This window comes from Pseudarthrobacter sp. GQ63 (genome assembly GCF_059758765.1).
Map to the genome: position 1 here is coordinate 175093 of NZ_JCAXEF010000007.1, position 12014 is coordinate 187106.

General features: G+C 65.0%; 12 protein-coding genes. 7 read left to right on the plus strand and 5 right to left on the minus strand.

The genetic code is table 11. The features are described from left to right. The first annotated feature begins 167 nt into the window (after window positions 1-167). The 4 genes from AC6CHP_RS13475 to AC6CHP_RS13490 are packed head-to-tail and all read left to right on the plus strand — an operon-like array spanning window position 168 to window position 3719. A complete protein-coding gene (locus tag AC6CHP_RS13475) occupies window positions 168-1178 on the plus strand; it encodes a Bug family tripartite tricarboxylate transporter substrate binding protein (protein ID WP_188732009.1) in 1011 nt (336 codons plus the stop codon). Further along, window positions 1175-1687 (plus strand): tripartite tricarboxylate transporter TctB family protein, encoded by a 513-nt coding sequence (locus AC6CHP_RS13480; RefSeq protein WP_498230413.1) that lies wholly within the window; start codon window positions 1175-1177, stop codon window positions 1685-1687. Before AC6CHP_RS13475 ends, AC6CHP_RS13480 begins: the two co-directional genes overlap by 4 nt. Next, window positions 1687-3330 (plus strand): tripartite tricarboxylate transporter permease, encoded by a 1644-nt coding sequence (locus AC6CHP_RS13485; protein ID WP_377193566.1) that lies wholly within the window; start codon window positions 1687-1689, stop codon window positions 3328-3330. The genes AC6CHP_RS13480 and AC6CHP_RS13485 overlap by 1 nt, the downstream gene beginning before the upstream one ends. Further along, window positions 3327-3719: a universal stress protein gene (locus AC6CHP_RS13490; protein WP_066273479.1), complete on the plus strand. Its 393-nt coding sequence runs from the start codon at window positions 3327-3329 to the stop codon at window positions 3717-3719. The genes AC6CHP_RS13485 and AC6CHP_RS13490 overlap by 4 nt, the downstream gene beginning before the upstream one ends. Here the strand turns inward: AC6CHP_RS13490 and AC6CHP_RS13495 are convergent. Then, complete coding sequence (locus AC6CHP_RS13495) at window positions 3716-4579, minus strand: fumarylacetoacetate hydrolase family protein (RefSeq protein ID WP_498230416.1); 864 nt, start codon at window positions 4577-4579, stop codon at window positions 3716-3718. The genes AC6CHP_RS13490 and AC6CHP_RS13495 overlap by 4 nt on opposite strands. 213 nt (window positions 4580-4792) lie before the next feature. Between AC6CHP_RS13495 and AC6CHP_RS13500 the strand changes: the two genes are divergently transcribed. Next, window positions 4793-5053, plus strand: coding sequence for a hypothetical protein (locus tag AC6CHP_RS13500; protein ID WP_377193570.1), 261 nt, complete (start codon window positions 4793-4795; stop codon window positions 5051-5053). Between the two features lie 97 nt (window positions 5054-5150). Here AC6CHP_RS13500 and AC6CHP_RS13505 read toward each other — a convergent pair whose 3' ends face one another. From AC6CHP_RS13505 to AC6CHP_RS13520, 4 genes are all read right to left on the minus strand, one after another. Continuing rightward, the gene (locus AC6CHP_RS13505) at window positions 5151-5387 is read right to left on the minus strand and encodes a hypothetical protein (RefSeq protein WP_104188045.1); all 237 of its coding nucleotides are present in this window, start codon (window positions 5385-5387) and stop codon (window positions 5151-5153) included. Window positions 5388-5549: 162 nt separating this feature from the next. Further along, window positions 5550-7142: a histidine ammonia-lyase gene (hutH, locus tag AC6CHP_RS13510; RefSeq protein WP_498230419.1), complete on the minus strand. Its 1593-nt coding sequence runs from the start codon at window positions 7140-7142 to the stop codon at window positions 5550-5552. Between the two features lie 95 nt (window positions 7143-7237). Further along, complete coding sequence (gene hutU, locus AC6CHP_RS13515; RefSeq protein ID WP_498230421.1) at window positions 7238-8947, minus strand: urocanate hydratase; 1710 nt, start codon at window positions 8945-8947, stop codon at window positions 7238-7240. Window positions 8948-9058: 111 nt separating this feature from the next. Then, the gene (locus AC6CHP_RS13520; protein ID WP_498230423.1) at window positions 9059-9889 is read right to left on the minus strand and encodes an IclR family transcriptional regulator; all 831 of its coding nucleotides are present in this window, start codon (window positions 9887-9889) and stop codon (window positions 9059-9061) included. A gap of 266 nt (window positions 9890-10155) precedes the next feature. Here AC6CHP_RS13520 and AC6CHP_RS13525 point away from each other — a divergent pair, with 266 nt between their 5' ends. Then, on the plus strand, window positions 10156-11640 hold the full coding sequence (locus AC6CHP_RS13525) for a DUF1538 domain-containing protein (RefSeq protein ID WP_188732015.1): 1485 nt from the start codon (window positions 10156-10158) through the stop codon (window positions 11638-11640). Beyond that, window positions 11637-11987, plus strand: a complete 351-nt coding sequence (locus AC6CHP_RS13530; RefSeq protein WP_104188034.1) for a P-II family nitrogen regulator — start codon at window positions 11637-11639, stop codon at window positions 11985-11987. The genes AC6CHP_RS13525 and AC6CHP_RS13530 overlap by 4 nt, the downstream gene beginning before the upstream one ends. Window positions 11988-12014: the final 27 nt, after the last annotated feature.

Sequence of the window (12014 nt, forward strand, 5' to 3'; positions counted from 1 at the left end):
CGACACAAACCGGGGCGTGGTGGGGTGCCGGAAACGTGAACGCAATGAACTTAACTTTCTCTGCGTACACAAGAGTGATCGCCGTCACTGCCGGGCCTAGCATCGAAGCACAGATCAGGTCCGCTGATCATCCTGTAGAGAATTGCATTACTGAGAAGAGGAACACCATGCGCCAGATCCGCGCATTGCGAGTCGCCGCCGTCGCCGCCGGCATCGCCCTGATGGCCACCGGTTGCGGTGCCACCGGCAGCAGCTCCACCGGCCCGGAAAGCTCCGGCGCCGCAGCCGGCCCGGTGACCGGCCTCCAGATCATGGTCCCCAACACCCCGGGTGGCGGATATGACACCACAGCCCGCGTTGCGGCCAAGGTTCTCGATGACGAGAAGGTCGCCACCAACACCGAGGTCTTCAACCTTGCAGGCGCCGGCGGCACTGTTGGCCTGGCGCGCATCGTCAACGAAAAGGGCAATGGCGACCTCACCATGCTCATGGGCCTGGGCGTGGTAGGCGCGAGCTACACCAACAAGTCCGAGTCCAAACTGACGGACACCACCCCGCTGGCCCGGCTCATCGAAGAGCCCGGCGCAATCATGGTCAACAAAGACTCGCCCTACAAGACCATCGATGACCTGGTCACCGCGTGGAAGGCCGACCCGGGTTCCATCGCCGTAGGCGGCGGCTCATCGCCCGGCGGCCCGGACCACCTGCTCCCGATGCAGCTTGCAGGAGCCGTAGGAATTGACGCCACCAAGGTGAACTTTGTGTCGTACGACGGCGGTGGAGACCTCCTCCCGGCCATCCTCGGCAACAAGGTGGGCTTTGCCGCATCCGGCGCCGGAGAGTACTTGCAGCAGATCGAATCGGGAGACGTCCGTGTCCTGGCAACCAGCGGTGAAGAGCGCCTGGAAGGTGTGGACGCACCCACGCTGAAGGAATCCAACATCGACCTGGTGTTCACCAACTGGCGCGGCATCGTGGCCCCTCCCGGAATCAGCGACGAGGACAAGGCCAAGCTGATCGCCACCCTCGAGAAGATGCACGGCACTGACGCCTGGAAGGAAGCCCTGGTCAAGAACAGCTGGACTGACGCCTTCATCACCGGCGACGAGTTCGAAACCTTCCTGACCGAGCAGGACACTCGGGTGGCGGACGTGCTCACGAAGCTTGGCCTGGCGTGAGCTCCTCACCAACTTTGACTTCCAGGCTCAAAGGCCGCTCCGAGCTGGGGGTCGCCCTCCTGCTCGGAGCGGCGGGCGTCCTCGTCCTGGTGGATGCCATCGCCCTGGTAACCCCGTATTCGCAGTCAGATCCGGTGGGACCCAAGACGCTGCCGTACATCGTCTCCGGCCTGCTCCTGGTCTGCGCCGTCCTGCTCGCCATCAATGTGCTTCGTGGCGGACAGGGCGAAGCCGAAGGCGGTGAGGACGTGGATCTCTCACATCCCGCCGACTGGAAGACCATCCTGCCGCTGGTAGGAGCTTTCGTGGCCAACATCCTGCTGATCGATTGGGCCGGCTGGGTGATCTCGGGAACCGTCCTGTTTTGGGGCAGCGCCTGGGCCCTGGGCAGCCGGCACAATGTCCGTGACGGCCTCATTTCCGTGGGACTCGCAGTGCTCACTTTTTACGGTTTCTACCTTGGCCTCGGCATCCCGCTGCCCGCCGGTCTTCTGGAAGGGATTCTCTGATGGATGTCTTTTCCTCCCTCATGGACGGTTTCGCCACCGCCCTCACCCCCATGAACCTCCTCTACGCCGTCATCGGCGTGATCCTGGGTTCCGCCGTTGGCGTGCTCCCGGGCCTTGGCCCAGCCATGACCATTGCCCTGCTGCTCCCGGTCACCTATGTCCTGGAACCCACCAGCGCCTTCATCATGTTCGCCGGCATCTACTACGGCGGCATGTACGGCGGCTCCACCACCTCGATCCTGCTGAATACACCCGGTGAATCGTCCTCGGTGGTGACGGCGATCGAGGGCAACAAGATGGCCAAAGCGGGGCGGGCCGCACAGGCCCTTGCGACGGCGGCCATCGGTTCATTCGTCGCCGGCACCATCGGCACCGCGCTCCTGGCCGTCTTCGCACCGATCGTGGTGGAATTCGCCGTCAGCCTGGGCTCGCCAAGCTACTTCGCCATCATGGTCCTCGCGCTTGTGGCAGTGACCGCCGTCCTTGGATCATCCCGCCTCAGGGGCTTTGCCTCGCTGGGCCTCGGGCTGGCGATCGGCCTGGTGGGCATGGACTCCGTCACAGGCCAGCGCCGCCTCACCTTCGGCCAGCCCCTGCTGGCCGATGGCCTGGACATTGTGGTGGTGGCAGTGGCCATCTTTGCCGTGGGCGAAGCTTTGTGGGTTGCCGCGCACATGCGCCGCACTCCTTTGCAGGTCATCCCGGTCGGCCGCCCCTGGATGGGCAAACAGGACTGGAAGCGGTCCTGGAAGCCCTGGCTCCGCGGAACGGCGTTCGGTTTCCCCTTTGGTGCACTGCCGGCCGGTGGAGCCGAGATCCCCACGTTCCTCTCCTACGTCACGGAGAAGCGGCTTAGCAAGCATCCCGAGGAATTCGGCAAGGGTGCCATCGAAGGTGTTGCCGGCCCGGAAGCTGCCAATAACGCGGCCGCTGCCGGCACCATGACCCCCCTGCTGGCACTGGGGTTGCCCACCAACGCCACGGCTGCCGTCATGCTCGCAGCGTTCGTCCAGTTCGGCATTCAACCGGGGCCCCTGCTGTTCGCCAATGAGGGACCCCTGGTGTGGGCCTTGATTGCGAGCCTCTTCATCGGCAACTTCCTGCTCCTGCTCATCAACCTGCCCCTGGCACCGATGTGGGCGAAGATCCTCCAGCTTCCACGGCCGTACCTCTACGCAGGCATTTTGTTCTTCGCCACACTGGGTGCCTACTCGGTGAACCTGCAGGCGTTCGACCTGGTCCTCCTACTGGTGCTGGGCGCATTGGGATTCATGATGCGCCGCTTCGGACTGCCGGTACTGCCGCTTATCCTGGGCGTTATCCTTGGGCCGCGGATCGAAGGACAGCTTCGCAAGAGCCTCCAGCTGAGTGCGGGCGACCCCGCCGGCCTCCTGGGCGAGCCCATCGCCGTCAGCATCTACATCATCCTGGCGCTGATCCTGGCGTGGCCGCTGATCTTCAAACTGATCCGGCGCAACCGCCCGGCTGCGGCCGGACCGGCGCCGGCCACGGAAGCGGCTCCGGCAGCCCCATCAGGCAGCTCCGTGCACGCAGATCTGCCTGTCCACCCGGACGGTGCAGCCCACCAGGGCAATGCACCCTCAGACAGCAGCGTCCACCCAGACAAGAAGGAGACACCATGACCATCGTGGTGGGATACGTCCCGACCCCCGAGGGCGAAGCAGCCCTGACCCAAGCCATCCACGAAGCCCGGAAGAGCAATACCAAACTGTTGGTCATCAACTCGTCCAAGGGGGACGCGCTGGTGGACAACCGCTACGCCCAGGAGCCGGAGATCCAGAGCATTGAGGACCGACTGGCCACCCAGGGCATCGACCACGTGATCAAGCAGCCGGTCCGTGGCCACGATGCCGCCGCGGAGGTGCTGGATGCCGCGGAGGAGCACAACGCTGAACTGATTGTGATCGGCCTGCGCCGGCGGACACCGGTGGGCAAGCTCATCATGGGCAGCGTCTCCCAGCGGATCCTGCTGGAAGCCGACTGCCCGGTCCTGGCAGTAAAAGCAGGCTAGCCGGACTCTCCAGCGCGGAACAGCTCAAGGCGTTGGCGCCCCAGCCCCACAACCTCTACCTCCACCACGTCACCCGGCTGGAGGTAGGGGAAGCGGCCGCTGAGCGCCACGCCTTCGGGCGTTCCGGTGAGGATGACGTCCCCGGGCTCCAGGCGCATGTACTGGCTGCAGTGGTGGACAAGGGTGGCGGCATCGAAGATGAGCTCCGACGTGCAGGAGTCCTGGCGCGGCTCCCCGTTGACCCAGCTCCGCAACGGCAGGTTCCCGCCGTCGATCTCGCCGGCCGGAACCAGCCACGGGCCCAGCGGTGTGGAGCCCGGGAGGGACTTCCCCTTGGTCCACTGGCCGGCTGCCCCGGGGAGCTGGTACTCACGCTCGGAAAGGTCATTGGCGGTGACATAGCCTGCGATGCATTCCTTCGCCTGGCTGGGAGAATCCAGGTAACTGGCCTCCCTGCCGATGACGATACCCAGCTCCACTTCCCAGTCGTAGCTGATGGAGTTCGGCGGAACGGGGGCGGGATCGAACGGCCCCGCAACAGTATTGGCCGGTTTGAGGAACACCACCGGAATCTCCGGGAGCGCGGACCCTGACTCGGCGGCGTGCGCGGCGTAATTCATCCCGATTCCCACCACCGAGCCGGGCCTGGCAACCGGGGGGCCAATTCTGAGCGTCTCTGCTCCGTCCAGTTCCGGCAGGGACCCGGCTTCCAGCGCGTGCCGGATCCTGTCCACTCCTCCGGATGCCAGGAACGCACCGTCCACGTCCTGAGTCAGCGGCAGGAGGCTGTAGCACCGGCCGGACGGCACCATAACGGCCGGTTGCTCCTTGCCCTTTGCACCCAGGCGCATGATTTTCATCCAGATCTCCTTCGAGCTGACGTTGCACGTTTGTACCCATCGTTGCTGATGCGCTGACGCGCCGCCAACGCGCCCTATTGTGACTGGTGGCGCACCTGCCCTGCCGTTTTCTGGTGGCGTTCGACACTCCAAAAACAGCAGTCATCTGACATTTGCCGGGACTAGCAGGTAGGATAGGACGGCCCTCAGGCATGAAACACAGAAAGTTCACACATGACTACAGCAACTATGGAACGCATCCCCACCGTTTCCTCCCCCACCGACGCGCCGGCCGTCCGGTCGATCGACCTGGAGTTCTCCACCGCGAGCGACGTCCACACGGGCCTGGAAGAAGCAGTTGCCGAACTCATTGAGGTTGCAGCCCAGGACGCGGACTGCGGCATCCTGGTGACCAGGCTGCACCCCGGCCGCTACACCGTGGCCCTGGACGAATCGGTCCCCTTCGGCGAGACATACGAGGCCATCGCCGCCTGACAGCCTGCGACGGACCCCTCTTTCGCGCACAGACAAAAGTCCCCGCCGCTGCATACGCAGTGGCGGGGACTTTTTCTGTCGGCGGTTGCCGGCGTTGTCAGGCCCGGCGGACCTGTACGCCGTCGGACTTCAAAAAGAGCTGTTTTTCGGACGGACCAGCCGGCACAAGCCACAGAACATTTCCGCTCTGGGACACCTCTTCCACCTCACCGGTGGCCACCACATGCGCCTGCTTGATGATCTCGACGCGCTCCCCGGCCTGGAGGCCCCTCCAGTCGGAAATAACGGCGGAATGGGCATTGCGCCTCGATAGGACTGCCCCACGTGCTTTCATTTGAACTTCTACCCCTTTGTATATGTTCCGTGCCACAGCCTCTTTGATGTGACTTTCACTACACCTTCAGTTCTACTACACTCTGCGTCCGCCCGATGTCCGCGTCGCTGGAAATTTCACCAGGTGGACGCCTTGTGCCGATGTGCTGAAGATTGTTCGCTCTTATGCCAGAGGACCTACGGCAGATTCGACTGCCCGGCGCACCTCCCCTGCTGCGACCAGGTTGTCCGCCGCCTCCAGCTCCGGGGAAAGGAAACGGTCCGGCCCCGGCCCGTCCACCACGCTCCGCAGTGCAGTGACGACGGCGGCGCCCGCCGGTCCCGGGGTCAGCACACCACCGGAGAGCTGGGTCCGGATGTCCAGTGCCCGGGCTGATGTCACCAGCTCGATCGCCAGGACGCGCCGCAGGTTCTCCACTGCCTTCCGGAGTTTGCGGGCTGCGTGCCAGCCCATGGAGACGTGGTCTTCCTGCATGGCAGAACTCGGGATGGAGTCCACCGATGCAGGCACGGCGAGCCGTTTGTTGTCCGAGACCAGCCCGGCCTGGGTGTACTGGGCGATCATGAGCCCGGAATCGACGCCGGGATCGGCTGCGAGGAAGGCAGGAAGGCCGTGGGACCGCGCGGGGTCCAGCATCCTGTCCGTCCGCCGCTCCGCGATGGAGCTGAGGTCCGCCACGGCGATGGCCAGGAAGTCCAGGACATACGCCACAGGAGCGCCGTGGAAATTGCCGTTGGAGCTGACCCGCCCGTCCGGCAGCACCACCGGGTTGTCGATGGCCGCGGCCAGTTCGCGGGACGCCACCAGGTCCGCGTGGTCCAGCGTGTCCCTCACCGCACCGGTGACCTGCGGGGCGCAGCGGAGCGAATAGGCGTCCTGCACGCGGGAATCGCCGACTTTATGGGAGGCCACGATCGGCGAACCGGAGAGCACGCGCAGCATGTTGTCAGCGCTGGCGGCCTGCCCCGGGTGGGGGCGCAGTGCGGCGTGCAGCTCCGGCAGGAACACCTGGTCGGTGCCCAGCAGCGCCTCGACGCTCATCGCCGCGGTGATGTCCGCCGTCGTCAGCAGCTGCCGAAGGTCCGCGATGGCCATCAGCAGCATGCCCAGCATGCCCTCGGTGCCGTTGACCAGGGCAAGGCCCTCCTTCTCGGCGAGGATGACCGGCTCGATGCCGTGCGCGGCAAGGAGTTCCGCGACGGCGGGACGGCCGGCGGTGCCGTACAGCTGGCCGTCCCGCCCGGCGGCTTCACCCTCGCCCATCAGGACCAGGGCGCAGTGCGACAGGGGCGCCAGGTCGCCGGAACAGCCCAGCGACCCGAATTCGCGGACCACAGGGGTGATGCCGGCATTGAGGACGTCCACCATGGTCTGCAGGACCACGGGACGGACGCCGGTGCGGCCGGAGGCCAGGGTCTTGGCACGGAGGAACATGATGCCGCGGACCACTTCACGCTCCACGGCCGGACCCATGCCGGCGGCGTGGCTGCGGATCAGGCTCTTTTGCAGCTGGGTGCGCAGTTCGTTGGGAATGTGCCGGTTGGCAAGGGCGCCGAAACCGGTGGAGATTCCGTATGCCGGGGTGTCGCTGGCGGCAAGGTCGTCGATGTGCGCACGCACTTTTGCAACGGTTGCGAGGGCTTCCGGGGAAAGGGTGACCTTCGCGTTGTGGCGCGCGACGGCGACGACGTCCTCCGGTGTGACACCGCTGGTGCCGAGGGTGACGGTCAGCGGTTCGTGGGTAATCGTAGTCATGGTGTTCCTGCTTCTGTGGATCGATTGCTCCGTAGCTGTCGTTTTCGGGGCTCTAAGCGACAGTTACGGAGCAATCGATGTGGATGTGGGGCTGGTCAGCGGGCTTCGGACGCTGCCTCTTGCATGGGGATGCGGACCCCGCGTTCCGTGGCGACCTCGAGTGCGCGGTCATAGCCGGCGTCTGCGTGGCGGATGACGCCCATGCCGGGGTCGTTGGTGAGGAGGCGCTCGAGTTTCCGGGCGGCGAGGTCGGTGCCGTCCGCGACGGAGACCTGGCCGGCGTGGATGGAGCGGCCGATGCCGACGCCCCCGCCGTGGTGCAGCGACACCCAGGTGGCGCCCGAGGCGGTGTTCAGCAGGGCGTTGAGCATGGGCCAGTCAGCAATCGCGTCAGAACCGTCCTGCATTGCCTCGGTTTCGCGGTACGGGGAGGCGACGGAGCCTGAATCCAGGTGGTCGCGGCCGATCACGATGGGCGCCTTGACCTTGCCGTCCTTCACGAGCTGGTTGAACAGCAGTCCGGCCTTGGCGCGTTCGCCGTAGCCGAGCCAGCAGATCCGTGCCGGGAGGCCCTCGAACTCGACCCGCTCCTGGGCGGCGTCGATCCACCGGTGCAGGTGCTTGTTCTCCGGGAACAATTCCTTGATGGCCTCATCGGTGACGCGGATGTCCTCGGGGTCACCGGAGAGGGCCACCCAGCGGAACGGGCCCAGGCCCTCGCAGAACAGCGGGCGGATGTAGGCCGGAACGAAACCGGGAAATTCGAATGCCCGGGTGTACCCGCCCTTGCGTGCCTCATCACGGATCGAGTTGCCGTAATCGAACACTTCAGCGCCCGCGTCCTGGAACTCCACCATCGCCTGCACGTGCCGGGCCATCGACGCCTGGGCCTTCTTGGTGAAGCCTTCCGGGTCGGCTTCTGATTCGCGGTGCCATTCCGCCACCGAGATGCCTTCGGGCAGGTAGGACAGAGGATCGTGCGCGCTCGTCTGGTCGGTGACGATGTCCACGGTGAGCTCACCGGCATTGTGGCGGCGCAGGATCTCCGGGAAGACCTCGGCGGCGTTGCCGACGTAGCCCACGGACCAGCCGCGGCGCTCTTCCTTGGCCTTGAGAACCTTGGCGATCGCGGCGTCAAGATCGGTTTCCACCTCATCGAGGTAGCGCTTGCCGGCGCGGCGGCGCAGGCGGGTCTCGTCGACGTCGACAATCAGGCACGCGCCGTCATTCAGGGTGACGGCAAGCGGCTGGGCACCGCCCATGCCGCCGCACCCGCCAGTGAGCGTCAGGGTACCGGCGAGGGTGCCGTCCTCATCCCCGGAGAGCTTGCGGGCGATCGCGGCGAAGGTCTCAAACGTGCCCTGCAGGATCCCCTGGGTACCGATGTAGATCCAGGAGCCGGCGGTCATCTGGCCGTACATCATCAGGCCCTCGGCCTCAAGCCGGCGGAATTCGGGCCAGTTGGCCCAGTCCCCCACCAGGTTGGAGTTGGCGAGCAGCACCCGCGGGGCCCATTCGTTGGTGCGGAACACGCCCACCGGCTTGCCGGACTGCACCAGGAGGGTTTCGTCCTTCTCCATGGTTTCCAGGGTGCGGGTGATCGCGTCAAAAGCGGCCCAGGACCGGACAGCGCGGCCCGTGCCGCCGTACACCACCAGGTCATCCGGGCGCTCCGCGACCTCGGGGTCCAGGTTGTTCATGAGCATGCGCAACGGCGCTTCCGTCTGCCAGGACTTGGCGGTGAGCTCGGTGCCGCGGGCTGCTTTGACCGGGCGGGCACCGGTGGTGAAATCGGCGGGTGCCATGGTGGCTCCTTCATGTAGTGGTTTTGCTGGAAGTTCTGTATCTACTAAAGCCCGTCCGCAATGGCAGAAACAGGGCCTTCGGAGCGGTGCTGTCCGGGATACCGGACGGGCCTACCTGGCGGGGCGGCCGTGGAGGCGAACCGAGAGCTCATCAGCCACCTTCTGGACGCGCGCGGCGAGCGACGGCCATTGCTCTGCCGGCAGTTTGTCCTCGAGGAAAGTGACGGCGACGGCCGCCGTCGGCCATCCCAGGTGATCCGTCACGGCGGCGGCGATGGAGCCAAAGCCTGGCGTGACCTCGCCGTGTTCGGTGGCGTAACCGCGCTGCCTTACCTGGTCCAGGTGGGAGGACAGCGCGGAGTACTTCATGATGGCGCCCGCCACCTCGTGCCGGGCAGTGAAAGCAGCTGCGTTCGGATAGAGCGCACGGACCTGGGACTTGGGCAGGGCCGCAAGGATGGCACGCCCGCTGGCGGTGAGGTGGCTGGGAAGCCGGACGCCGACGTCGGTCACCAGGGACGGGCGGTTTTTGGCGCGCTCCTCAACGATGTAGAGCACGTCGCGCCCATGCAGGACCGCCAGGTGTGCGCTCTCGCCGAGCGCATCCACGAGGGAGGCCAGCAACGGGCGGCCCAGCCGGGAGAGCGGCTCCTGCCTGGAGTAAGCGGAGCTGAGCTCGAACGCGCCGATGCCGAGCCCGTACCGCTGCTCCTCGTGGAGGTGGAGGACAAATCCGTTGGCTTCCATCACCCCCAGCAGGTGGTAGACGCTGGAGCGCGGCAGGCCCAGGGTGGAAGCAATTTGCGACGCCGCCATGGGGCCTCGCCGGGATGCCAGCAGTTTGAGGATGCGCAGGGTGTTTTCGGCAGCGGGGACTTTGGATGTCCCCTTCGACGCCACCTGGATTTCGCCACCGGTTCCATGCCTGGCTTCAGTATCCAACACCGCATTCCCTCCATCGCTGCTCTACGGACCTCGCAGCCCTGTCCGATATCCCGTACTTAACCATGCGCCCTGGTCGGAGCCTTGGACGCTATTAAAGCCCACCCGGTGTCTGGAATCCCAGACGTACCGGGGTAACGGAATCCCGGTCCGGCTCCGAGCACGGTTCGGGTGCCAGGCTGCGCAGTGGGGTGGACACTGTTTTGCCCTCCGGGCACACTGAAATACCCAGGCACTGAAAGGAACATCACCGGGAGAGGACCCCGATGGAGCACCTCAGCCGATTCAGCAATGAATTCCTCAAGGCGCTCAAAAACCTGCTGCCCATCGTGGCGGTAGTTTTTATGTTTCAGCTGCTGGTGTTCCGTTCGGTGCCCGACGATCCTTTGAGCCTGGTGGCCGGGCTCCTGATCGTGGCCGGGGGCATTGCCCTGTTCCTGCACGGCCTGGACCTCAGCATTTTTCCAGTGGGCAAGAACCTTGCAAATCAATTCGTAAGGCGCGGCGCATTGGTGTTGCTGCTGCCTTTTGGATTTGCTGTCGGTTTTGCCGCCTCCGTTGCGGAGCCGGCGGTAATCGCGGTCGCCGAGCAGGCCCAGCTCGTCAGCGGAGGTCGGATCAACGGGCTGGTGCTGCGTTTTGTCATCGCCCTGTCCGTTGGCCTGGTCCTGGTCCTTGGGGTAATGCGTGTTCTGCGCGGCTGGGCTGTGTACAAACTCCTGATTGCCGGTTATGCAGTGGTGCTGGGACTGACGTACATCGCCCCGCCCGAGATTGTTGGACTTGCCTACGACTCAGGCGGTGTCACCACCAACATCGTCAGCGTGCCGCTCATCACTGCTATAGGCCTTGGCCTGGCCAATTCAATCCGCGGACGCAGCGTCCTCGCCGACGGCTTCGGCCTCGTTGCACTGTGCGTGATGGTGCCGATGATCGGCGTCCAGCTCTATGGCACCTGGGTCTACTCATTTGGCGGCGCTGGGGCGGCACCCCCCGCGGCCGGATCCGGCGAGGACGCCGCTGACTGGGTGGTGGGCATGATCCTGGGCTTGGGGTCAATGCTCCGGGAGGTACTGCCAATTGTGGGCGTCGTCCTGTTCTTCCAGTACGTGGCACTGCGGCGCAGGCTGGCGCACCCGCTGCGTGTCGTCGTCGGCTTCCTGATGGTCCTGGTGGGACTGTACGCATTCGTGGTGGGACTCAAAATAGGTCTCTTTCCCATCGGGAAACTGATGGCTGAGCAGCTCATAGCACAGGGCGCGCCGGCCCTGATCCTGCTCTTCGCACTGCTGATCGGCTTCGCCACTACTATGGCTGAACCCGCCCTGGTGGCCATCGGTGAACAGGCGCAGGAGGCGTCGCCTGGACGCATCAGCGGCTTCGCCGTGCGGGTCATTGTCGCCCTGGGCGTCGCCGTCGGCATCGCCTTTGGCGTCTACCGGATCCTCGCGGGAGGCCCGTTCCACTACTTCATCATGGCCGCCTACGCGGTGGCGATGGTGTTGGTCTTCTTTGCACCGAAGTACATCATCGCCCTGGCCTTCGACCTCGGGGGCGTCACAACCTCGGAGGTCACCGTGCCTTTGGTGACGGCCCTCGGCATTGGGTTGGCAGCGGCTGTAGAGGGAAGGGATGTGCTGATCGACGGTTTCGGCCTGATCGCCTTCGCCTCAATCTTCCCTGTCATATCCGTCATGGTGTATGCCATGGTGATGGAGAAGATTCCGCGGCTGAGGAGTGAACCTGCATGAAATTCACCGCCATTGTCGTCATCGCACCGGACGACCTTGAAGACAGGATCATCGAACACGCCCAGGGGGCCGGCGCTACGGGGGTCACCATCCTTCCGGGCAAGGGAATTGGTGGTGAAGCCAGGAAGACGTTCTTCGGCCTGACCTTCGAAGGCACCCAGTCCGTGTTGCTGATGGTGGTTGGTTCGCATTTGGGCGCACCAATCCTGAAGGAGCTCCATTCGATCCTGGTGAAGGGAACTGAGTCGCGCGGGCTTGCTTTCGCTGTTCCGATCGAGCATCTGACGGGGATCGATATGAGGCAGGTCGTGAGGTTTGAGGAGCATCTGCGCCGCGAGGGCGCCTGAGCAGGCCCAGCAAATTTGAGGAGGAAG